The organism is Acetobacter vaccinii, from assembly GCF_008365315.1.
Taxonomy (GTDB): domain Bacteria; phylum Pseudomonadota; class Alphaproteobacteria; order Acetobacterales; family Acetobacteraceae; genus Acetobacter; species Acetobacter vaccinii.
Map to the genome: position 1 here is coordinate 2,490,813 of NZ_CP043506.1, position 22,239 is coordinate 2,513,051.

Sequence of the window (22,239 nt, forward strand, 5' to 3'; positions counted from 1 at the left end):
CCGTTTCCGCCGATGCCGTCACGTTAACGCTGTTGACTTGAGCGACGTCAATGTGGCCGGATTTTCAGGCTGCAAGAATAGCTGCGGCGTTCCATTGGGCGAATGCCCAGAGACGGTGGACGTGGTGGGAGATTTCGGTCCTGATGTGATTGGAGGGAACAAAGAGGTTTCGGATAGCGGGGAAGACGCAGACGAAGCGTTGATATCCTCCCGGCGATCAAAACTTCTGCATGATCCGTTCACGTTTTCGCAGGGGCAGGTGGCTGTTTTCGGCGCTATTGTTCCGTCCCTTATGAGACAGGTACCGGACACGCAGTCAGGGCTTTCTTCTGGCCGCCCCATAAGATTTCAGCTTGTCCGTGATCATCCGTTTTGGGCGGATACCTTATTGTTTCAGAAGTCTGGTCAGCAGGCGCTTTGCCGCTTTCGTATTGCGATGAGCCTGAAGGATATCGCCGAGGACGTAGCCATCTTGGTCAACGGCTCGCTAAAGCCCGTGGGGCCGACTATTTGTAGTTCACAGATGCCTTGCTCATCTCCATCAATGAACATGACATCACTCAGAGGACGTTTTTGTAAGTGTCGGTATTGGGCAGTCACAGGAGTTTGCCAAAATTATTTGCAATGAGTGTGTTAACTTCGATATCAAGACTTTCAACGTAAATGGTCATAAAAAAGAATATTTTCCAAATTTATAGATATATCGTTGGCAGTGATTCCTCGACTGACAGGAGGTTCAAATGGTTTGAAGAGCAGGGAGGATATTATCCCTTCAGAAGAGATAATTCGTTTTTTATTCTAAAATAAACATGTATATTTTGTTTTTCGATGTAAATGCGCCAGACCTGTGAGATAATTTCCCGTCAAAGGTCTAATATTTTCCTTAATTCTTCAAACTCTTGCCTAAGAAGAGTGATAACACTCCTCACTTTTGGTAGATCCACTAAACGCTTGTGACAGATTATTGCGAGCGGTGGGCTAAATGCCGGTGAAGCCTTGAGATCGAGTTCTACCAGTTCGCTCGAGTGCTTAAGCCTATGGAGAGTTTTCAAAAGAACCATTGCGCCAACTCCGGCCTGGCAGGCAGCGACCTGAACGCTGTAGTCGTCAGATGTAAAGATTGGCCGGAATTCCGGTATCTTAGCGGCCAGTTCCGGATTGGGACTCAGCATCTCATGTTCATCGGCCCATGCAATCCAATCCAAGTCATAAAAATCGTATTTCTCTGGAAGGTTTTGCGCATATTCCCTGCTTGCATATACGCCTGTGGGAATCCTGATTTCGTCGAGGATAATCAGATCAGGATCGTCATAAGACGTCTTCCTGAGCCTCAGTGCGATATCGACTTCTCCACGTGAAAGATTCAAGCGTTTCATTCCGGAGATAACTTTAAGAGTAATCTGCGGATGTTTTCTCTTAAGCGTCTCTGCAAACGGCGCAAGAAAATCGAAGGCGAACGACGGTGCAGCAGAGATACTGACAACACCGCTGACTGGAGAGGTCTTCGTATCGAGTGACAGATTGGCTTCTGCTGCCCACTGTGCCATGCCCTGCGCAGCGGGCAGCAGCCTCTTTCCCGTGTTTGTGAGAGAAATGCCATGGTTGCTCCGGACGAAGAGTGTTTCACCAAGCATATACTCCAGATCTGCTATTTTCCGGCTCAATGTGGGTTGGCTCACCTTGAGGTAGCGTGCAGCCTTGCTCATGCTGCCAGACTCACAGATTGCGAGAAAAAGCCGGATATCATCCCATTGAAGTTCCATCTCATTCCTGAGCATTTTTGTGTTTTGTTATCCATATATAGATGGCCATATAGGAAAATATGGAATTGCTATTCTATTTTGTAGCGGTCAAAAAAATCAAGCTATTCAAATAGCCCCTTCCAGAGGCAGTCCAGCCAGTGTCGGCAAGGGTTATTCCAGATGCAGGAGGCGAAGATGGGTAAGTTGGATGGAAAAATTGCCGTCATCACTGGTGGTAGTGATGGGATAGGATTTGCGACTGCCAAACTATTCGTACGTGAAGGCGCCAGGATCGTTATCACTGGACGTGACCCCGCAAGGCTTGAGACCGCAGTGCAGGCCATCGGAAACGTTGCTGACGCGATCTGCTGCGACATTTCAAAGATGGCGGATATCCAAGGCCTTCGCGACTTTGTCGAGAGCAGGTACGGACACGTTGACATCATTTTCGCGAACGCCGGTGCAGCACGCCCTAACATGTTTGAATATATGTCGGAGGAAGAATTCGACTTCACACTTGCCTGCACATTCAAGGGAACCTATTTCACAGTCCAGAAGCTTCTTCCACTTATGACGTCTGGCGGTTCGATTATCCTCAACACTTCCACCCTTAATACAAAAGGCATGCCTTACGTAAGCGTCTATTCAGCTGGCAAAGCGGCTATTCGCTCGTTGGCACGGTCGCTTACAGCCGAACTCGTTGACAGAGACATCCGGGTGAATGCCATGGCACCGGGCTATATTGATACCAACCAGGCACAAAAATCCGGTGTAAGCGAGGAGATGCTCCAGCAGACGACGGCTAAGGTACATGCGCAAATTCCGATGCGCCGGAGTGGCAAGGTCGAGGAAGTTGCAAAAGCCGTACTGTTTCTGGCCTGTGATGACTCCTCCTATCTTACTGGGAGCGAACTCTGTGTCGATGGTGGCTGGAACCAAGTGTAATCCTTTTTAATTCTGCCAACAGCTCTGTTGCACAAATGATCTTGGCGGAATTCACAGCGTGTATCCAGGGTGGTAGCTGATTGTAATGAATAAGCCGCCATCCAGACCTGTCTTGCGATGAAAATTTTGGTTGGCATGCCGCAGCACAGCCCGGAGATCGTGAACAACAGCCTCGAAACATCCCACTTCCATCCAGCGCCGGGCCTGCTGGTAAGCCGCAGTCCACGGCGGAAGATCGTTCGGCATCGCCCGCCAGGCAATGCCGTAACGGATCATATACCGAAGACAGTTGAAGAGTTCCCGCAGATCATGGTGGCGTTGTTGCGCGTCCTCCGTCATCAGAAGAAGATACGGAACAATCAGAGATTACTCTTCATCGCTGATATCAGACGGATATGGTTTGTGTGCAATATTCATCCAGATGTTCTGCAACACTCACGCCAGAAAGCACATAACACCCTCTAACCATGGTGCGTCAGCCAGTGAATGAGGCCGTCCAGCGTGTGAAAATCATCCGCGCTGCGTGTTGGGATGCTGGCGAGGCTGGCATGCGCCATGCGCGACAATGCACAGCCCGGGCCTGTTTCGAGAATGGCGCTTACAGTGCTTTCCGCACAAGCCTCAAGGCAGGCGTTCCAGTGCACTGTCATGCCGACCTGCTTTGCCAGCCGGTCACATCCATCGATCATATCAAAAACGGGTTCGCCATCGAGGCCACTGATAAGACGTCGTCCGCAGGCAGGGCGGGACGGCCTAAGAGCCGTCAGTGCTTCGCGCAGTGGTACCACCGCGCTCTGAAGCAACGGCGTATGAGATGGAACGGCCACAGGGAGACGCCGGGCCGTGGTGGCACCAGCTTCCAGAGCCAGGAGAATGGCGGCGTCTAGCGCGGCGTGGAGGCCTCCGATGACGGCAGATTCAGGCCCGTTGGCAATGGCGATCGTCGTACCCGTCTTGTGGAGAATGGGGTCTAGGCGTGCCATCGGTAGTCCCGCAATCCCGGCGAGCCCTGCATCGGGAGGGCTGGCAGTGTTCATGAGGTCTGCCCGACGGGCTGCCAGAGTCAGCACCTGTTCGGGTGACAGGCATCCGGCAATGCCCCAGGCAGCCAACTCGCCCACGCTGTACCCTGCACAAAGCAGTGTCTGGCCATCGAGCGTAGGCGCAAGGGTTGCATGCAAAGCAAGGGCCTGCGTGCAGCACAATATCTGTCCAGCCCGATTGCTGAACAGTGCAGTCTCGGAGGCTGTTTTCACAAAATCACGGGGATCAGCGCCAAGCAGAGGGGTTGCTGCCTCGAAAATCGTGTCGGCCTCTGAACGATCAGCCAGAAGATCGAACATGGTGGCATGCTGTCCACCCTGTCCGGAGCAGAGAATGGCGAGTGCGCCTGTCATGAGATGCGTCCTCGTCTCACAGCCGTTGTGTCAGGATGCGGCCGGAGCGGCGGTTAGGGAGAGAGCAATCGTTAAGGTCACAAGACTGAGCACGGTGCTGACGACCATGATAGATCCAGCGTCCTGACTGTCTGCCTTGTAGCGGAGCGCGAAGAGCAGGCCAAAGAAACCGGCGGGAAGGGCCATGAGCAGGATGACAGCATGAGCCATCTGTGTAGGCATCGGGATCAGCCAGATAAGCGGCAGAGCGATCAGGGGCTGAATGATATTGCATAAGATGCTGAGGAAGATAATGCGCGGGGAGAGAGATACTTTCTGCGCGCTCAGGATCAGGCCGGTAACAAACAGTGCCACGCCTGCAGTCGCCTGTCCCAGCAAGTCGAAGGAACGCAGCACAAAGACCGGCAGCGTGATCCCGATCAGCGCGATGGCGACGCCGAGGAACGGGGCAATCACCAGTGGCTTGAGCATCGAGCGCCCGATGGAGGTGAACAGCAATGCAACGCCGCTTGTCTTGCCGCCATCCTTCTCTGCTTCGAGAAAAGCAAGCGTGAGAGGAGACATCACGATGGCACCGGAGACAATCGCTGTGGTGATATAGAGTTTGCCCGTTGCACCGAAAACGGCAGCCGCCAGCGGGATACCGGCTGCGGCATAATTCGGCAGCGCTGTGCTGAGCGCGATGACGGCGGAGACAGCCGAGGAAAATCCGGAAACAAAGCGCGCCATTACCCAGACAAAGGCAAAGACGATCAACATGCCCAGTAGCAAAACCAGCAGAAGTGGCCACTGCTCAGCCAGCACGGTGCGCGAGGCCCGTGCTGTTGTCGCGAAGAGGGCGGCTGGGAGGGCGAATTCCATGGTTAGAACGTTCAGGCTTGCAACGTTCCGATTGTCGATCTTGCCGCGTTTACCGGCGTAATATCCCGCAATCATCACCGCAAAGATCGGGACGAGAGAAATCAGAAGAATTTGCGCCATTGTCCAATTCCTGAATATTTATCCTATCAGCGATCCGGTGGGCCTCTTGCTGGGGCGGTGCTGGATCAAGCCGATCAAGAAACAATGACAGCGCCAGGCCATCGGCCGCGCCGCCTGGGGATAAGCGGTGTTTGACGAAATCGCTGTGGATGACGGCCGCCTCTTGGCGCCATGCCTCCTGCCCAACGCCGCCATTTTCCAGAAAATGACGGGCATGACGCTGGGCAAAGCGCAGGCCTTTCCACCCACCGCGGTAGAGAAGATTGGTGTCGATCAATGTGGCGATGAGTGCCATGCAGCACTGCACTCGCGCGGCCTCGGGATCACCCGGCCGCAGAGCACGGCCTTGCCGGAGCGCGGAAACGCCCACAGTGCGAATGGTAGGAAAACCCCAACCTGCCTCAATTCTGGCTCCGCCCGCCCCATGCAGGCGACGCATCCGACCGCCATGTGTTGCCTCTTCGGGAGGTGTCGCCAGAATCTCCGTACCCCAGTGCTGCCGGAGAATATCGGAGCAGGCAGAGGGAACGCCCAATGTCGCGCGGCGGCCTGCCGCAGCGCTGGCGAGGCCAAGTGCCCAGATTGCGCCCCGATGGGTATTGATCCCACCCGTAGCATCCATCATGGCCCGCTCGGCAGCAAGACCAATTTCGCGCAGGCGAGACAGGGGTGCGCTGATCGATCCGGCTTCATAAAGCTGCGCGAAAAAAGGTGTGATGGCGTGGGCGCTGGAGACGAACTGTGCGATCGTCATATCGGTGTGGCTGCCTTGGTCGATATGACTGACGAGCCCGGGTTTCGGCCATGTTTGCACCTCGGCGAGCAGGCAGGCTCTGGCGAGCCATGCAATCCGTCGGGCGCTCTCGGGGGAGGGGGCGGTCTGAAAGGCGAAGCGCTTCGTCATGCCGTTCTGTCCTGCGCCGGGGAGAGCAGGGTTTGCGCGGGGGCGAGAGAGAGGCCCGTAAAGCTTTTGACTAGCACCTCGTCGCCCGGGGTAGCAGAGACCAGTTCGTGCCACTGAACGGCCCGGTCGCCGGGGAAAATGATTTCACCATCCAGTCGCGTGTTCAAGGTCGCGGCGGTCTGCTCCAGATCCGCAAGGAAGGCATGAATATCCAGGCAGGACGGATCGACGCGCCAGAGTAGATCAATATCGGACGTGGGCGACAGATAGGGCAGGCCCGTCACCGCGCCCCAGAGAAGGCTTCCCGTCGGTTCGGGCGTCAGGTGATGGCGTTGGGCGAGGGCGTCCAACCGTTTTATGTCGGCCTGCCGAGGGGCTGTCATACCAGATTGCGTGGCTACCACCTGCGGCCAGACCGATGTTGTGAAAGGACGTAAAGCCTCGATCGGCGCTTGAAAGCTCAGCCGCCGTTTGCCTTCAGTGGGGGGGAGTGGCAGGCCAAGCGGCACAAGCCTACCCGTTAGGTCAGGCTCGGAAGGGTAGGGGCGGCGGACGATAAGCGGCCAACCTTGCGCGGCCCAGCACTGTACGAGCGCCTCGGGCTGAGCAGCCGCGACGGCCAGCCAGACCCGCGGTTCGACGACAAGCAGAGCGTGGCGCCGAAGTGTGATCATCAGATCGCACCTTCTCCAGAGGCTGGCTTCAGAAAAGCAGCTGCGACCCGTAAGGCGACGTCATGCGCCTGTTTACGACCTCCCCGCTCGGCACCGAGTACATCGCGCGTGTCCTGATTGGATGATGTTGCCAGCACGGTTGCAAGACGGGGTGCGAGTGGACCATCGGCTGCGGCCCAGACCTCAGCGACGGCACCCATTGCTGCGAGCGGTACAACACCAGGCGCAAAAATGGGGGTCGAGGCTGCTTTTTCAGTCAACACGTCCAAAGGTAACTTGGTCACACGCGCGATGGATGGCAGATCCATGACGCTGGGATGCGCGCCATCCAGCGCGATCAGCGTTTGCGTGGCAAGGGCCGTTGCAATAAATGCTCCGGCCGCCGCCGTGCCATACAGAATCCCGACTGTCCGATGCCCCTGCGCACCGGCCAAGGTAATTACCTTGGCAAGATGCCCGAGATATTCATTCAGGCCGAGCATTTCATCGCGCCGCGTCATACGCTGGCTTGCCGTGTCGATCAGCAGGACGATCGGCGTTTTCTCTCCAGCACGGATGATATCGAGCACAAACCCGGCGAGGGTGATGGCGATCTCCGGGCTTAGGGGCGTGGCATCCGTTATCCCCAGAACGGCGACACTTTCGTTCGCTACGATCGCCGTGCCCAGAAGAGTATTCTCCGCTCCGGGGGTGACGTTGTGGCCCTCGGGGAAGAGGGCGGCAAGCAGATCAGCGGGCGCCATGGGCGTGTCCCTTCTCGGCAAGTAGAGCGATAAAAGCGTCGTCACTGAGTTCAGACACGTTCTTGGGGTCATCTATTCCGGCACGCGCCCATATCTCGGGTGTATCGCGGCAATCCCCATAGGCATTCAGTCGTTCTTCGAGGCGCTTCTGCTCGGCATCAAGTGTTGCCAGAGAGAAATCGGGCAGCGTATTGCGGGTAACCGCCGCCGCCTGACGAAAGCTTGCCACATCGCCTTTAACGTAGCTGTCGGCCCCGCCGAGCAAAGCGCGGCTCCGCCCGCCGGTCACACGCCAGACAAGAGCACGATCACGGGAGTCAAACTCCTCTGCGCCTTTGTTTGTCTCGATGACTTCCGGTCCGCTGATGGAAATACGGCCCTGTTCCGAGATGATGACATGCGAGCAGCAGGCAGTGACGATGCCACCACCGCCAAAAGCTCCAGCCCGGCCACCGATCAGTGCGATGACCGCAATCCCCGCGCTACGGGCTTCCAGGAGGGCTCTTACCGTTTCGGAAACAGCCATTTCTCCGGCATTGGCTTCCTGAAGGCGTACGCCGCCCGTATCGAGCAGCAGGAAAACGGTTGATACCGCCTGCGCCGTGTCGGCCGCGGCTGTCGCTGCCCGCAATAGCCCCACGAGTTTGGCACCGCTCACCTCGGCAAAGGTGCCGCCCATGAACTGGCCTTCCTGTGCCGCGATGGCGACGGGGTGGCCATTCATGGTGCCCCGGCCGATAATCATGCCATCGTCAAAGGCAGGTGGCAGATCGAACAGGGCAAGATGCGGGCTGATCACACCGGCTTCGGGGCCGAGGATCTCCCTGAAGCTCCCGTGATCAAGCAGGCCGTTAATCCGGTCACGCGCCGAGGATTCATACCAGGATGCGGCCTTGGAAATATTTTTGGGGATCATGAGGGCATCTCCAGCATTTTCGCTCCCTGCATCAGGCGCAGCATCACCGTATCGGGGCGTGCACCGTTGTCATGGATGGTAATGCGCACCCCCCCTGGTGAGGTCCGCTCCACGAAATCGCGGATGACGGCTTCCCAGACAGTGCGATACCCTGTTGAGGCCGTCAGGATATTGATCTCGACTGTGTCGCCACCGATCCGTTCAAACAGGAGTTCGAGATTACCCGATGCGACGACGCCGAGGATGGCCTGCCGAGTTGTGCCCGACAGGGGGCGCTGCGCACGGGTGCTGATGGTAAATTTTTCCATGACGCCCTCACCAGTTCCGGAATTTTGACGGCGGTGCATAAAGCCCGTCCGACCAGGTTACGAGATCGCGGATGGATCGTGCTGCCAGAAGATTGCGGTTGGCCTTAAGTGGGTCGATGCCCAGATCTTCAGGACGCTGAATGACACCGCGTGCCCGTAATTCCGCCACCTTCGCGTGGTCACGCGCCATGCCAACGGGGGTGTAGCCCGCCACGCCGCGGATGGCCTGTTCGATATCGTCAGTGCTCCGGCATAGAAGGAGATTGGCGATACCCTCTTCGGTGACGATATGCGTTACGTCATCGCCGAAGATCATGACGGGGGCGAGCGGCATATTGAGCTTGCGCGCCAGAGCGATGCTATCAAGTTCTTCGACGAAGGCCGGCTTCATTCCGTCGCCAAAGGTTTCAACCATCTGAACGACAAGCTTGCGGCCGCGCACCAATGGCCCTTCTGCTCCTGCCGCCTCGTACCCAGCTTTGAGCCAGGCATCCGACGTATGACGACGGCCATGGGCATCCGCCCCCATGTTAGGCGCTCCACCGAACCCTGCGATCCGGTCTGGGGTGACGGTGGAGGAATTGCCAGCGAGATCGATCTGGAGTGTCGAGCCTATGAACATGTCACAGGCGTAGAGCCCGGCATTCTGGCATAGCAGACGATTGGAGCGCAGTGTGCCGTCCTTGCCAGTGAAATAGACGTCGGGTCGGGCTGACATATAGGCATCCATGCCAACCTCGCTGCCGAAGCAGTGTATCTGCTGGACCCAGCCGCTTTCGATGGCAGGGATCAGCGTCGGATGCGGGTTCAGCGCCCAATGCGTCGCCACGTTACCGCGCAGGCCGAGTTCTTCGCCATAGGTGGGCAGTAGCAGTTCGATGGCTGCGGTGGAGAAACCGATGCCATGGTTGAGGCGTTTGGGCCGGTATTTTGCGTAAATACCTTTCAGCGCCATCATAGCCATGAAGACCTGTGTGTCCGTCACCGCACCAGGGTCGCGGGTGAAGAGAGGTTCTACGTAGAATGGCCTGGGGGCTTCGACGATGAAGTCGATCTGATCGGCGGGAATGTCCACGCGGGGCACCCGATCGACGATCCGGTTCACCTGGGCTACGACGATACCGCTTTTATAGGCAGTTGCCTCAACGATTGTCGGCGTGTCTTCCGTATTCGGACCGGTATAGAGATTGCCGTCCCGATCTGCACTGACAGCAGCGATCAGCGCTACATTCGGCGTGAGATCGATGTAGTAGCGCGCGAAGAGTTCGATATAGGTGTGGATGGCGCCCAGTTCGATCTTGCCTTGGTCCAGCGCGCGGGCAATTGCTGCTGATTGCGGGCCGGAATAGGAAAAATCGAGCTTGCGGGCGATGCCGAGGCGGAAGAGATCGAGATGTTCCGAGAGAACCAGCCCTGACTGCACGATATGAAGGTCGTGGATGAGCCCCGGGTCAACTTCCGTCAGGCAACTCGCGAGAAAATCCGCCTGTTTCTGATTATCGCCTTCAAGACACACACGATCTTCGCTGCAGATGATGCGCTCGAGAAGAGCGGTCACGTTATCTCCGGCGACGACCTTGCCGTCTGTCAGCGGCGCTGCGGCATTCAGTCGCCGTGCCCGTTCCGTCGCCTGCTTCGTCCACATACTCATGCACTTCATCCCATTCGACTGCTGACTTGGAAAGGTTTACGCGATATCTCGGCTCAGTGTCAGAATAAATTATTGACACCTTGGTGAGTGGTTTTATAAATAAATCTATCATGCTTGATACTGGCCTTCTCGAAAGTTTCCTTGCTGTTGTTGAAGAGGGAAGCTTCACCCTCGCCGCCGAGAGGATCGGGCGAACACAATCCACTGTGAGCCAGCAGATCCGTCGGCTGGAGGAGCAGTTGGGCCAGCGCCTGCTCCATCGGTCGACGCATCATGTGACGGTGTTGCCGGATGGCGAGCGGCTGCTCCCTCATGCGCGGCGCATCCTTGGCGCGATCATGGAAGCCGAGCGAGATCTTGGCGGGTCGAGCCTGAGTGGGCATGTCAGTCTCGGCGTGGCGGAGGATTTCGCGACATCACGCCTGCCGGATATTTTGAGGCGGTTTCGTCGGTTTTATCCGCAGGTGACGTTACAGGTGGAAATCGGGCTTAGTGGCAATTTAAAGGACAAACTCCATGCAGGGTTTTTCGATGCCATTCTGATAAAAACCAAAACTGTATCCGCAGGGACCGAACCGCTCATGGCGGACCCATTGGTCTGGGTGGCGTCGCCCGATGAGCCCATGATCTATCGGCAGCGGCCCTTGCCCCTTGCGCTTCATCCCGAACCCAGTGTGACCCGCGGAATGGTAATCGAGGCCCTGAAGGCGGCCGGAATTCCCTTCACGATTGCCCATACGAGTTTGAGCATCACCGGACTACGCGCCGGGGTCATCGCGGGCATGGGTATATCGGCGTTCGGGCGTAGTTTCATCCCGGATGGGATGCAAATTATTGATACGCAGGCTATTGATCTGCCACGCTTGGCCGATCTGTCTTTCGTCGTTGAATTGCAGGATGGTAAGCATGATAGCCTCGCGGTGACAGCACTAATCCAGGCCATTCGAGAAAATATCGCCTTGTTGGATCAACACACCCTTCCTCAGGGGGGCAGGGCAGGACTAGTGTGAAGCGGTTCCGTATCTTCTTCTAGGCTCAGGACTCATAGCCAAAACATGACGGTTACGGCGAGGCCGATGGCCGAGAAGAAGACGGTGGGGCATCTGTCATAGCGTGCTGCGACCCGCCTCCAGTCCTTGAGCCTCCCGAGCATGATCTCGATATGGTTGCGTCGTTTGTATTTCCGCTTGTTGTATTTTTCCGGTTTCCCAAGGAGTTTCCGTCCCGGAATGCAGGATTTAATCCCAGGACATGCCTGAACCAGTCAGCGTCATAATCCCGGTCTTCCAGCATCCATTCGGCTGCTGGAAGACCGTTCAGAAGGGCAGTTGCACCGGAGTAATCACTGAGCGGACTGCAGGATCAAGGGGGACGCAGAATGTCTTCTATGGGGCGATAGTGTTGAAAAACTCATGGTGAAGAGTGAAGGTGTTGCCAAACCACTTCGATATGTGTGCGGCTTTCTTGACTCAGGTGGATAAGGCAGGCGCTCCGGTAGGTATCAGTTTCGCCATTTTGCGGAGATTTTGGGCAGCTGCGGCGAGATGAAACTCATCACGGGCGCCGTTTGGTCCTCTGAGCCTCAACCGATCGATCTTCAAAATGCGCTTGAGGTGAGCAAACAGCATTTCGACCTTCTTCCGTTCTCGTCTGGAGACAATATAGGCGTCGGTTAAGGCAATGTCGCGGGCCATATCACGAGCACCTTCATGAACAGAGCGCAGAACCTTACGATTGGGCTGATTGGGGCAGCATTTTTGTTTGAGAGTGCATACGTCGCACGCCAGTTTCGACGAACGGTATCGAAGTAGGTTATCGGGAGGGGTGTTTGGTCGATCCGAGTTGATCTTGCGCCACTGCTGCTTCAGTTCCTGTCCACCAGGACAGACGTAAAGATCGTGCACGTGGTCATATGTGAAATCTCGGCGTTCGAAAGTCCCGTCCTGCCGGGCAGATTTGTCGAAGACCGGAATGTGAGGTTCTATGCCACGCTCATGAACCAGCCACGCAAGATTTTCAGCGGATCCATAAGCTGTATCCGCAGCAAGCCTTTCGGGCCATATCCCAAATGTTTCCTGCGTACGCTCTATCATTCGGCGTTGCGCCGTAACCTCGGCCTGCCGGATGGCTGTCGTGGTTTCTACATCCATGATGACAGCCGATTTAAGGTCGATGAGGTAATTTGTGCAGTAGGCATAATAAGCTAGGCCACCGCTTGCAGCGTTCCAACGTGCCGCAGGATCGATCGGAGAGATATATTTTGGTTGTACGGGCGTAGCAGACCCAAATGCAGCATCGTCCAGCACCGAGAAATACTCTCGCACAGCACGATGGGCCTCAATTGGCAGCTTGTCTGGGCTCGGAACACTGCGCTGCCGATTAGCGTCGGCCTTGATCGTGCTGGCATCGACCGCAAAGCCTTCACCGCCCACCAGCCCCTTGGCGATGCACTGCCTGACGGTCATTTCGAACATTTGGCGAAGCAGATCACTCTCCCGGAAGCGTCCGTGCCGGTTTTTCGAGAATGTCGAATGATCAGGCACAGGGCCGTTGAGACCAAGGCCACAGAACCACCGGTAGGCCAGGTTAAGATGGACTTCTTCGCATAACCGTCGCTCGGATCGAATACCCATCACGTAGCCAACGATTAACATCCTGATGATCAGTTCGGGATCGATCGAAGGCCGCCCCGTGCCGCTGTAAAATGGGCGAAGATGCTCACGCAGGCCGTCCATATCAACAAAGCGATCAATTGAACGCAAAAGGTGGCCAGCTGGCACATGATCTTCAAGACGGAACTCGTAGAACAGTGCCTCCTGTATTTTCGTTCGATCACCCATCATTAGCAGGTTCCTCCTGCAAAGAGTGAATCAGTGCTTCACTCTCAAAGTCAAGCGCGACTTTTTCAACACTATCGGTCTCTAAATGTCTATAAGCAGACATTTAGAGTTTCCAGTTCATGTGTAAAGGACGGAATAGTCTCAGAATGTTCAATAATGACCACGTAAGGTAAAGCTAAAAGTACGTGGCTCGCCATAGATCATGCCGTCGTAAAACCCCTCCTGACGCACGTAAGTCCGGTCTGTGAGATTGGTAATGTTCCCGGCAATATCAAGCCAGTTGGCAACACGATACCGCGCCATGATATTAATGAGCGTGTAGCCTTTGACACGAAGGTTGGAAGAATCATACTTGCCATTCCCAAGAGGACGCCCGGGATTGGTGGACCATTCTGTACTGGACTGGCTGGAGATGCCACCACCAACAGTCAGATGATGGAGTTTTCCAGGGAAAGTATAACTTGTTGTAAGACGCACAAGGTGATGGGGATCCTGACGATAGCTCAAACCTTTTTCGTAGAGATAGCTGTAACCAAAGAATACGTTCCAACCAGGTAGAAGCTCACCCGAAGCATCAAAATCAATACCTTCAGTCTTCACACCATTGACAGACTGATAAATAGCTTCCCCGGTGGTTGAATTTGTTGAGCCAGTTGCCTGGGCAACATTGTTTTGACGGTTGAGATAAAATGCGAGAGACGTGTTCAGGCGCTGCTTGAAGAACGCACCTTTCAAGCCCGTTTCATAGCTTTTTCCCATGACCGGATCGAGGGGTTTGTTGTTGACGTCCCGCAGGTTCGACTGAGGTGTGTAAACGTTTGTATAGCTTCCATAAATCGACATGGTCTTTGTAAAGTCATAGACCATACCAGCATAAGGGGTCAGGACAGCGTTTTGCTGACCTGTACTGGTGGATCCTGAGTATTTGTTGGCTGTATTATACGTGCCGGTGTAAGCTTGATAACTGCTCATGCGCCCCCCCAGAATAAGGGAAAGCCCTTTGGCTAGAACAAACCGACCAGAAGCATACGCACCGTAATTTCGGGTGACATCAACCTCACGCGCGTGTGTGCGGTGCGTTGCAAAATTAGGGTAAGATCCGTTCCATGTCTGCCAGTTATCAATAGGAAGACCGATTGCCCGATACTGACACCCTGAATAGGGGGTGACACCTGCAATCGAGCAGTTTCCTAAAGCCTTACTGAATGAATACTGTGTCAGTTCATCATTATATCCGTTGAAACCAAAGACCAGTTGATGTTTGCGACCGAAAACATGAATGGGCCCAGAGATATGGACGTCAGCATTATCCCGCGCATCTTCATACTCAGCATGAAGGGCGTTCAGATACGCTCCAGTCCCATCCTGATTCCAAAACCCTCCATAAGTTCCCCGTGATGCGTTATTAATTTTTGCGACACCAAGGTTGTTATAAGAACTCCCCTGAGTACGCATATAGCCGGCTTTCAGATGCCAGCCTGCTGAGAAATCATGATCGTAGTTGATAAACGCCGTATACTGGTCACGCGTGGCCTGGCTCCAGTCCGCAGCAGGGTTGGTGCTACGTGGTAGATTGGTTTTTGTTCCATCTGCATACCATATAGGAACATTGGTTCCCCAGGATGCACCATCATTACGGGTTCTTTCATATTGAAATCCGAAATTCAGCGTATCTCGCGAAGAGATATCTGCTGTGAAGTTCGCAAGAGCCCCAATACGGTTGACGTGTTCTCTTACCCTGAAGGTATCGGTATCATCCCACGAAAACACATATCTGCTACGAATAGTTCCTGAATGATTAAGAGGAGTATTGAGGTCCGCCATGACGCGGTGCTCGTTCCAGTTTCCTAGTCTTAAAAGACCATTCGCCGAAAATTCTCTCTGAGGTGCTTTACGTTGCAAGTAGATTGTTGCGGATGGGTCCCCCGTTCCACCCAGAAGGCCGTTGGCCCCACGGACGATCTGCACATTATCATACAGGTCCATATTCATGGATGAGCCAACACCACCAAAGCTTGTTGAGGCATCAATCTGCATGCCATCAATCTTGTAGTTGGTAATGTCGAAGCCACGTGCGCGATATGTTGTTCTGCCAGCGTTGTCGTTTGCATAGGATGTAACGCCAGGCGTGGTATTCAGAACGTCATCCAGGGTATTGATCTGCTGATCATCCATAACCTGCCGCGTCATAACCGTGACTGTCTGCGGTGTTTCCCGTAAGCTTAATGGCAACCCCGTGGAAGCACTTGTTTCTGGTGCTGTATAACTTCCGTGGTCCCACCGTCTGGCTCGTACAAGAATACTTTCATCAGTTTTGGATGCAACATTGGCAATACTTTTTTGTTTTGTAGTCTTTTTTGCAGCTGATTGTTTGTTATTTACGGATTTTTTTTCAAAAACTTCGCTCGTATTTGTTTTCTTCTTTACGATATCTTCTGCCTGAACAGCAGATATTCCTCCTAGAGAAAGGAACGTTGAGGCCAGCAGGGCAGTCACTCGAAGATGGGTTACAGGGTGGAGGGTCACATCAATATCCTACCAGGAACAGTAAATGAGAATCATTATCATTTATGGCGGAATATCAGTTATGCGTTGTTGTTGATAGATTGAATAAATTAAATTTTATTCATTATTTCGATGTGGCAGCCCTTGATACCAGAGCGGGCATGGTGGCAGAGTTCTACCATCGCGAAGTAAACATAACGTCGAGCAGTATTCTCGTATCAACCATCCTTTCATTTACGCGTATCACGCTCTATCTGGACGCAATCGGTTGAACATGAAGCTGAGGCATCTATCCCCGGTTAGACGGGTTCCTCCATTTGGGAGATTTGTCAGATCTCCCTAGCACTACAGTTGCATTTTGTGTTGAGTTCTGACTCTATGAATAACCATGATTCAGGATATGATGACTGGTGGTGCGTCTGTTGAAGAGACGCTGGAATTATGGGTGCGTTCGCTTCGATCAGCCAAGGAGCGGATTGCTCCACTGTTTACGCAAAAGCGTGTCGCGGATTCAGCGTGTTCTTTCCTTGATGTTTTAATTGGCAATGATCCACGCAAGACAGGTTGGATGCGGGCAGAAGCCGCAGGAGATCCCGGTCCCTGGCGGCAGCAGGCACTTTTGGGGCGCGGGCGCTGGGATGCCGATGCTCTTCGTGATGTCGTGAGGGAATATGTGATCGAGCATCTGGGCACTGAAGATGGTGTACTGGTGATTGATGAGACCGGTTTTCTGAAGAAAGGTCAGGCGTCATGCGGTGTCGGGCGGCAGTATACGGGATCTGCCGGCAAGATCACGAACTGCCAGATTGGGGTATTTGCCACCTATGTCTCGGCGCGTGGCCATGCCTTTATTGACCGCGCCCTGTATCTCCCGCAAGACTGGACATCGAACCGTGAGCGCCTCCAGCAGACCCACGTTCCCGATGACGTGGTGTTTGCAACCAAACCGGCGTTGGCCTCGATGATGATCGAGCGCAGTATCGAGGTCGGCGTGCCCTTCCGCTGGGTCGCAGCAGACAGCGTGTATGGCGTCGGCGATGTGGAACGCACACTTCGTCGGGCAGGAATAAGATATGTCCTTGGCGTCAAAGGCAATCACTGGTTCGGGTCATGGGCAACAGACCCGCTGATTGCAGGAGAAGCAAGAGATATTGCTGCGGCTCTGTCAGAGAATGACTGACACCGCCTGTCTGCGGGGCACGGCACAAAGGGTGAGCGACTGTATGACTGGGCATATCTTGCGCTTGCCGATCTGGATGCTGAAGAATTTGACTGCCCTATTGCCGGATCATGGACACGTGGCCTGTTGATCCGTCGGACCATCGTCGATGGAGACCTCGCCTATTTTACGACTTGGTGTCCGAAAGGGATGACCATACAGGAACTCGTGAACGTTGAAGGAACGCGCTGGAGGATCGAAGAATGTTTCGAAGCAGCCAAAAACGAATTCGGTCTCGATCATAACGAAACCCGTTCCTGGCATGGTTGGCATCGGCATGTCTCTTTGGTCATGCTTGCCTATGCCGTCATGGCAAGTGTGCGGTATCAGGCAAACTCACTGAAACCGAAAAAAACACAACGCAGAACACGATCATCCTTATCCGATGGTCCATACAGGAAATCAGGCGCATCGTTGTAAAGCTTGCACAACGCCGCCTACCCGTCGCCCATATCCTCAGATGGTCCGTCTTTCGACGAACACATCAGGCCAACGCTATGCGCTTTCACTCACGACACAAAATGCAACTGTAGTGCTAGGTGTCAGGTTGTGAGACGTCATTGGGATGATGTAGCGTGGGCAATACCGCGTTACACTCCATGGTTTTCTTCCGTCTGCAGGGAGAGCGAATGATGCTTCAGATCCATCCACAGGCACGCACGACACCAGCGGTCCGGGCTGACATAGCGCGTTCGTCAGAACCGACATCCGTGCTCGCCAGACGCTACGGGATCAGCGATGAAACTGTCCGCAAGTGGCGCAGGCGTGGTCCAGACGCCTGCCAGGACCGCAGCAGCCGTCCCTGGAAACTGGCCTGGAAAGCCTCGGAGGAAGAGCGTGCCATTGTCTGTCAGCTTCGGCGTTCGACCGGTTTTGGCCTGGATGATCTGACCTTCGTCGCGCGGCATTTCCTGCCACATCTGAAACGGGACAATATCTGGCGTATTCTGAAAGATGCTGGACTGAACAGGTTACCTCCCGCTTCAAAGGCCGGGCCTGTGCGTGGACAGGGAACATTCCGGGATTACGATCCCGGTTATGTCCATATCGATGTAAAACATCTGCCTAAATTGCAGACAGCAGATGGAGAACGGCGGAAACGTTTTCTCTATGTCGCCATCGATAGATGCTCCCGCTCGGTCCATCTGGCCGTCTATGACGCAGAGAATGCCGATAATTCCGTCGATTTCCTCAAAGCTGTCAAAACTACCTTTCCTTTCCGGATCACCCATATTCTGACCGATCGTGGCTCCTGCTTTACGGCGGATGCCTTCGAAAAAGCCTGTCATGACATGGGTATCGACCGACGCCGGACCAAAGCTTACTCCCCTCAGACCAACGGAATGGTCGAACGCTTCAATGGCCGTGTCGCGACAGAGGTGTTACCGGTCTGTGTCTCAAGCCATAAGGATCTGGAAATTCTGCTCAGAGGCTTCTGTTTCGCTTACAATCATCGCCCGCAGCGTGTTCTGGGCGGCATAACTCCCGCCCAATGCATCATGTCGTGGCTTGAAAAACATCCCGCGTCTCGTAATCCTGATTACGTCAAACCAGCCAATCGTGACATCATGAAGCAGATCGACGAAATCCTCGATTATGCCAATGACGTCTCACAACCTGACAGCTAGCTTTCATCCTAGACATTCCGTCCGTAAGAGATGTTCCCTTAAGCCGACATGGATGGGTAGATTGCTGCGCGGCAACATTGCGGGAATTGAACGCACGACAAAGGAGGTGGAGAGACCAGAAATGCCACCTGCGGACGCTAAACGTCTCGTCATTATGATGCGATCATCATCCTATAACGCTACCTGCCTAACAATGACCCTCTGACGCCAGTTCGTGCGTGATTATGAGAGCCGCATTGATGTGTCACAGTGAATAGCCCCAGAATTTATATTTAGGGGCAGTTGCTTTGGTAGGCATGAGAGATGTGTGTTTGATATGCGACAGTGAGAAGTAGTTCATCACGCAGCAACAGCATCGTTCAGAGTTCTCACAATCTGAATAATCTCTTTAGCCTGATCTCGGTCGAAGATGCCAGCGATGCCCATGTCGTCCAGATCGGTGAACGGACTCTCGTAGAAGCTGGCCGGATCGACATACCCAGACTCCGTCAGGCTATTGATAACCAAGTCGAGGAACTCGGTTTGGTCGGCGTTCAATTGATGTTGCCCCACGAATGTGCTGAAAGCTTCCTTCGCGGCAGCTTTGTCCAGGCCGGTCAGTGACCTCAAGAAGCGTCCGAGGCCTCCTTCCTCGTCGAGGTCAGCAATGAGGGTATCATTCGCGATCTCTTGCTCGATTAGTATGCGCTGCAGCTCTTCGAGATCCAGCTTGGTCAGGGGCTCACCTCGGCGGATCTTGATCAGGGTGATGTGGTCACGATGATCGTCAATGAAGCGACGAACCTTCATCTTGAAGCGCGCCTTGTCAACGCCGCTGCCCACCTCCGGCATGTTGACCTCGGTCCCTTCGCCGATTTCATCCTCGAAGTCGGTGACGACCACCTTGCGCTCCATAGGCTTGATGAGCTCAGCCAAGTGTCGAAGGCGTCGACGCACGGTCTCCAGAATCTCCGGTGTGATGTCTTCCCAGAAGGCGTCAGTCTGAATGTCGAGAATCAGCTCCATTTCCTTCGCCACGAGAGGCACGTTGTCAATGCTTTCCAGCGCTGAAGCGAAGCTGATGATTCGCACCTGGAGCCTGGTGAAGGCTCCGGTCTGCTTCAGCAGCTCTAGTTGTGTAGTCAAAAGCAATAGGTCAAACTGCTTTGCGGGCAGGTTGCCATCCTCGAAGGCCGTTGGCAGCCCGGCGACCTCCTCGATCAACGTCAGTCGGTCGTCGAGGGTCAGGTTGCCCCAGCCTTTCGGATTGCGGAACTTTTCGACACTCCGCCGCTTGGCCCGGACGATGAAGTTGTCCAGCGGCATGCCAAGTACCTCGTCACGGAGCCGCGTTTTGATGTCCTTGATTAGCGCCTCGTGCGGCTCGCCTGCGTCTGCCAAGGCCTCGATCAGTTCGACGCGTAAGCCGAACAATCGCTCGCCTAGCGGCCTAGCCGTGGGGCCATCAGTCTTGTTAAGGTTCTCTTGGAAGAACTCAAGGTTCTGGCAGTAGTCGAAGATGACGAACTGCTGCTTGTCCTTGCCCGGCCCGAATAGATCGGGACACAGGCGGGTTCCTCGACCGACCATCTGCCAGAACTTGGTCTTGGACCTGACGATCTTGAAAAAAACGAGGTTCACGACCTCGGGCACGTCGATGCCGGTATCCAGCATGTCGACCGAAACCGCGATGTGTGGGGTCTTGTCCGCCTCGGAGAAGTCGTCAATCAGCGACTGGGCATAGCTGACGCTGTAATCGATCAACTGGGCGAATTGCCCCTTGTAATACGGATAGGCCTTATTAAAGCGGTCGATGATAAACTGGGCGTGCTTGCTGTTCTTGGCGAAGATTATCGTCTTGCCCAGACGGTCGCCCCCCTCGACCTTGACCCCGTTGCGCATCAGGTGCTCCAGCACCTTATCGACCGAGTCCTTGTTAAAAAGCCATTTGTTCAGATCGGCACTTTCGATGCGGTCCCGCTCTGTGCCGTCCTCGTCCCACTCGATAGCGTCCCAGGCTTCCTTTTCTTCGTCGGTCAGCTGATCGTAGTCGATGCCGTTGCGCTGGAACTTCAGCGGCACGGAGATGGTGGTCGGCGGCACGAGGTAACCATCGCTCACGGCATCATCAAGGTCGTAAGCGTCGGTTGGCACGCCCTTCTCGAGCCCAAACAGGGAATAGGTGTCCTTGTCGATCTCATCGCGCGGTGTCGCTGTCAGACCGACCAGCAGGCTGTCGAAGTAATCGAAGATCGCCCGGTATTTGCGGTAGACCGACCGGTGCGCCTCGTCGATCACGATCAGGTCGAAGTGACCAGGGCCGTAACGCTTTTCGCCGCCCTTGCTCTCCTCGATCAGCCCCATCATTGTCGGATAGGTCGACAGGCAGACCCGCGCTCCGGCGTGGTCGTTCTTCCTGGTGTCGTGTCGCTCAAGCAGGTTGGCCGAGGGTGTTGAGGGCAGATGCTCTTTGAACGCCCCGTGGGCTTGCTTCACCAAGGCAATCCGGTCCGCCAGAAACAACACGCGCTTCACCCGGTTGGCCCGCATCAGCTGGTCGATCAGGGCGATGACGGTCCGTGTCTTGCCGCTGCCCGTGGCCATGACGAGGAGTGCCTTGCGTTGAGCGTCGCGTTCGATGGCCTCTCCCACACGGCGAATGGCCCGCTGCTGGTAGTGGCGCCCCGCAATCTCAGGATCTACATCGACCTTCGCCAAGGGGCGGATGTTCTCGCGACGCTGCAAGAGCAGCTGCAACTCATCCTTCTTCAGAAAGCCCGAGATCCGTCGCGGCGGATAGGCCTGGTCGTCCCAGATCCAGTGCTCGTAGCCGTTACTGGTGAAAATCACCGGGCGGCGACCGTATCGCTTCTCCAGACAGTCAGCGTAGAGCTTTGCCTGCTGCTGCCCCGTTCGACTGTCTTTCTTCGTCCGCTTGGCCTCGACTAAACCCAGTGGCTTCCCGTCGTCGCCCCAGAGCACATAGTCGACGTACCCGTCACCGCTCTGGTTGGGCATGCCCGTTACGGCGAACTCCCGGTCCCGCTCCTGATCGAGAGGCCAGCCCGCCTCGCTCAGAAGCAGGTCGATGAAGTTGTCGCGGGTCTCGGCCTCGCCGTAGTCGTGGTCGTCCTGCACCGTGCTGTTGGCCTTGCGCAGTGCGGCCATCTCCGCCCGAACGGTGGCTAGCTCCTCATCCAGCTTGGCGCGTCCCTCTTCAGAGGCACGAAGGGCTTCCTCGGCCTCCGCCGCGCGCTTGCGCTCGGCCTTGATGTCCGCCTCGACCTTCTGGATTTGCGCCACGGTGCTGGCGGTGATTGTCAGCGACTTCTCCAACTTCCCAGCATCGAAGGTCAGCGCCGGATCCGGGCGCTTGATCTTTGCGTAGGTTCGGGCAATCCAGTAGCAGACATGGAACAGCTCGCGCACACAGGCGCTGGCATCATAGGCGCTCAGCGGCTTGCCGGTGTCATGGGCGGCGCGGTTGCCCTGGTCCTTGATGTAACGGGCCTTGATGACGACGGCGGGGCCGGTCAACGCCGCTAGGCTCGGCTCTGCAATCATCGCGGCCAGCGTGTCGGTGTAGACCCTCCGCAGCGCCGGGTCGGTCCGGTAGAGCCACTTCAGCGCCGTTTCCAGCGTCAGCCGCGCCCAGAAGCACGCGCCCCGTGGGTCAGACAACGCGTGGGTCTCGGCTTTGCTGGCCGTTTTGAAGAGAGCTGGAAAGTCTGCTGACAGAAAACTGAACTGGCTCATGTATTAGCCCCCTTAAAATCGAATTCCGTTTCACCAAGAATAGTTTGACCA

The 22,239-nt window shown here is 55.2% G+C and carries 15 protein-coding genes and 4 pseudogenes; 4 read left to right on the top strand and 15 right to left on the bottom strand.

Features of this window, described 5'->3' with window-relative positions:
• Window positions 1–64: 64 nt before the first annotated feature.
• Both FLP30_RS14275 and FLP30_RS11175 read right to left on the bottom strand, forming a co-directional pair.
• Window positions 65–487 (bottom strand): annotated as a pseudogene (locus tag FLP30_RS14275) (DDE-type integrase/transposase/recombinase); the annotation flags it as partial.
• Window positions 488–863: 376 nt separating this feature from the next.
• The gene (locus tag FLP30_RS11175) at window positions 864–1,763 is read right to left on the bottom strand and encodes a LysR family transcriptional regulator (protein WP_168200097.1); all 900 of its coding nucleotides are present in this window, start codon (window positions 1,761–1,763) and stop codon (window positions 864–866) included.
• Between the two features lie 159 nt (window positions 1,764–1,922).
• On the opposite strand from FLP30_RS11175, the gene FLP30_RS11180 reads away from it, so the two are divergent.
• The gene (locus FLP30_RS11180; protein WP_210419279.1) at window positions 1,923–2,687 is read left to right on the top strand and encodes an SDR family oxidoreductase; all 765 of its coding nucleotides are present in this window, start codon (window positions 1,923–1,925) and stop codon (window positions 2,685–2,687) included.
• Between the two features lie 129 nt (window positions 2,688–2,816).
• On the opposite strand, the pseudogene FLP30_RS11185 reads toward FLP30_RS11180, so the two are convergent.
• From FLP30_RS11185 to mdcA, 9 genes and pseudogenes are all read right to left on the bottom strand, one after another.
• Window positions 2,817–3,050 (bottom strand): annotated as a pseudogene (locus FLP30_RS11185) (transposase); the annotation flags it as partial.
• A gap of 98 nt (window positions 3,051–3,148) precedes the next feature.
• The gene (locus tag FLP30_RS11190; RefSeq protein WP_149279877.1) at window positions 3,149–4,084 is read right to left on the bottom strand and encodes an acyltransferase domain-containing protein; all 936 of its coding nucleotides are present in this window, start codon (window positions 4,082–4,084) and stop codon (window positions 3,149–3,151) included.
• Between the two features lie 30 nt (window positions 4,085–4,114).
• The gene (locus FLP30_RS11195) at window positions 4,115–5,065 is read right to left on the bottom strand and encodes an AEC family transporter (RefSeq protein WP_149279878.1); all 951 of its coding nucleotides are present in this window, start codon (window positions 5,063–5,065) and stop codon (window positions 4,115–4,117) included.
• Window positions 4,995–5,969 carry a triphosphoribosyl-dephospho-CoA synthase MdcB gene (mdcB, locus tag FLP30_RS11200; RefSeq protein ID WP_149279879.1) on the bottom strand — a complete coding sequence of 325 codons (975 nt, stop codon included), beginning with the start codon at window positions 5,967–5,969 and terminating at the stop codon, window positions 4,995–4,997. The genes FLP30_RS11195 and mdcB overlap by 71 nt, the downstream gene beginning before the upstream one ends.
• On the bottom strand, window positions 5,966–6,643 hold the full coding sequence (gene mdcG, locus FLP30_RS11205; RefSeq protein ID WP_149279880.1) for a malonate decarboxylase holo-[acyl-carrier-protein] synthase: 678 nt from the start codon (window positions 6,641–6,643) through the stop codon (window positions 5,966–5,968). Before mdcG ends, mdcB begins: the two co-directional genes overlap by 4 nt.
• On the bottom strand, window positions 6,643–7,386 hold the full coding sequence (locus tag FLP30_RS11210) for a biotin-independent malonate decarboxylase subunit gamma (RefSeq protein ID WP_149279881.1): 744 nt from the start codon (window positions 7,384–7,386) through the stop codon (window positions 6,643–6,645). The genes mdcG and FLP30_RS11210 overlap by 1 nt, the downstream gene beginning before the upstream one ends.
• Entirely contained in the window at window positions 7,373–8,302 is a 930-nt protein-coding gene (locus FLP30_RS11215) for a biotin-independent malonate decarboxylase subunit beta (RefSeq protein WP_149279882.1), read from the bottom strand. Before FLP30_RS11215 ends, FLP30_RS11210 begins: the two co-directional genes overlap by 14 nt.
• Entirely contained in the window at window positions 8,299–8,610 is a 312-nt protein-coding gene (gene mdcC, locus FLP30_RS11220; protein ID WP_149279883.1) for a malonate decarboxylase acyl carrier protein, read from the bottom strand. The genes FLP30_RS11215 and mdcC overlap by 4 nt, the downstream gene beginning before the upstream one ends.
• A 7-nt stretch (window positions 8,611–8,617) precedes the next feature.
• The gene (mdcA, locus tag FLP30_RS11225; protein ID WP_149279884.1) at window positions 8,618–10,261 is read right to left on the bottom strand and encodes a malonate decarboxylase subunit alpha; all 1,644 of its coding nucleotides are present in this window, start codon (window positions 10,259–10,261) and stop codon (window positions 8,618–8,620) included.
• Window positions 10,262–10,371: 110 nt separating this feature from the next.
• Here mdcA and FLP30_RS11230 point away from each other — a divergent pair, with 110 nt between their 5' ends.
• On the top strand, window positions 10,372–11,271 hold the full coding sequence (locus FLP30_RS11230; RefSeq protein WP_149279885.1) for a LysR family transcriptional regulator: 900 nt from the start codon (window positions 10,372–10,374) through the stop codon (window positions 11,269–11,271).
• Window positions 11,272–11,303: 32 nt separating this feature from the next.
• Here the strand turns inward: FLP30_RS11230 and FLP30_RS11235 are convergent.
• The 3 genes and pseudogenes from FLP30_RS11235 to FLP30_RS11245 form a co-directional block, all read right to left on the bottom strand.
• Window positions 11,304–11,611, bottom strand: a pseudogene (locus tag FLP30_RS11235) (IS5/IS1182 family transposase); the annotation flags it as partial.
• Window positions 11,612–11,730: 119 nt separating this feature from the next.
• The gene (locus FLP30_RS11240; RefSeq protein ID WP_149279886.1) at window positions 11,731–13,104 is read right to left on the bottom strand and encodes a transposase; all 1,374 of its coding nucleotides are present in this window, start codon (window positions 13,102–13,104) and stop codon (window positions 11,731–11,733) included.
• A gap of 147 nt (window positions 13,105–13,251) precedes the next feature.
• A complete protein-coding gene (locus tag FLP30_RS11245) occupies window positions 13,252–15,627 on the bottom strand; it encodes a TonB-dependent siderophore receptor (protein ID WP_246856514.1) in 2,376 nt (791 codons plus the stop codon).
• Between the two features lie 367 nt (window positions 15,628–15,994).
• Between FLP30_RS11245 and FLP30_RS11250 the strand changes: the two are divergent.
• A pseudogene (locus FLP30_RS11250) lies at window positions 15,995–17,245 on the top strand (IS701 family transposase).
• A gap of 212 nt (window positions 17,246–17,457) precedes the next feature.
• Window positions 17,458–18,453 (top strand): IS481 family transposase, encoded by a 996-nt coding sequence (locus FLP30_RS11255; protein WP_149280360.1) that lies wholly within the window; start codon window positions 17,458–17,460, stop codon window positions 18,451–18,453.
• Window positions 18,454–18,792: 339 nt separating this feature from the next.
• Here the strand turns inward: FLP30_RS11255 and FLP30_RS11260 are convergent, their stop codons facing one another.
• Window positions 18,793–22,188 carry a DEAD/DEAH box helicase family protein gene (locus FLP30_RS11260; protein ID WP_149279887.1) on the bottom strand — a complete coding sequence of 1,132 codons (3,396 nt, stop codon included), beginning with the start codon at window positions 22,186–22,188 and terminating at the stop codon, window positions 18,793–18,795.
• Window positions 22,189–22,239 lie beyond the last annotated feature (51 nt).

Bases quoted from the DNA above. Each gene is read 5' to 3' on its own strand.
- FLP30_RS11240 (WP_149279886.1), bottom strand. From the start codon at position 13,104: ATGATGGGTGATCGAACGAAAATACAGGAGGCACTGTTCTACGAGTTC.
- mdcG (WP_149279880.1), bottom strand. From the start codon at position 6,643: ATGATCACACTTCGGCGCCACGCTCTGCTTGTCGTCGAACCGCGGGTC.
- FLP30_RS11190 (WP_149279877.1), bottom strand. From the start codon at position 4,084: ATGACAGGCGCACTCGCCATTCTCTGCTCCGGACAGGGTGGACAGCAT.
- mdcA (WP_149279884.1), bottom strand. From the start codon at position 10,261: ATGAGTATGTGGACGAAGCAGGCGACGGAACGGGCACGGCGACTGAAT.
- FLP30_RS11230 (WP_149279885.1), top strand. From the start codon at position 10,372: ATGCTTGATACTGGCCTTCTCGAAAGTTTCCTTGCTGTTGTTGAAGAG.
- FLP30_RS11260 (WP_149279887.1), bottom strand. From the start codon at position 22,188: ATGAGCCAGTTCAGTTTTCTGTCAGCAGACTTTCCAGCTCTCTTCAAA.
- FLP30_RS11195 (WP_149279878.1), bottom strand. From the start codon at position 5,065: ATGGCGCAAATTCTTCTGATTTCTCTCGTCCCGATCTTTGCGGTGATG.
- FLP30_RS11215 (WP_149279882.1), bottom strand. From the start codon at position 8,302: ATGATCCCCAAAAATATTTCCAAGGCCGCATCCTGGTATGAATCCTCG.
- FLP30_RS11255 (WP_149280360.1), top strand. From the start codon at position 17,458: ATGCTTCAGATCCATCCACAGGCACGCACGACACCAGCGGTCCGGGCT.
- mdcC (WP_149279883.1), bottom strand. From the start codon at position 8,610: ATGGAAAAATTTACCATCAGCACCCGTGCGCAGCGCCCCCTGTCGGGC.
- mdcB (WP_149279879.1), bottom strand. From the start codon at position 5,969: ATGACGAAGCGCTTCGCCTTTCAGACCGCCCCCTCCCCCGAGAGCGCC.
- FLP30_RS11210 (WP_149279881.1), bottom strand. From the start codon at position 7,386: ATGGCGCCCGCTGATCTGCTTGCCGCCCTCTTCCCCGAGGGCCACAAC.
- FLP30_RS11180 (WP_210419279.1), top strand. From the start codon at position 1,923: ATGCAGGAGGCGAAGATGGGTAAGTTGGATGGAAAAATTGCCGTCATC.
- FLP30_RS11175 (WP_168200097.1), bottom strand. From the start codon at position 1,763: ATGGAACTTCAATGGGATGATATCCGGCTTTTTCTCGCAATCTGTGAG.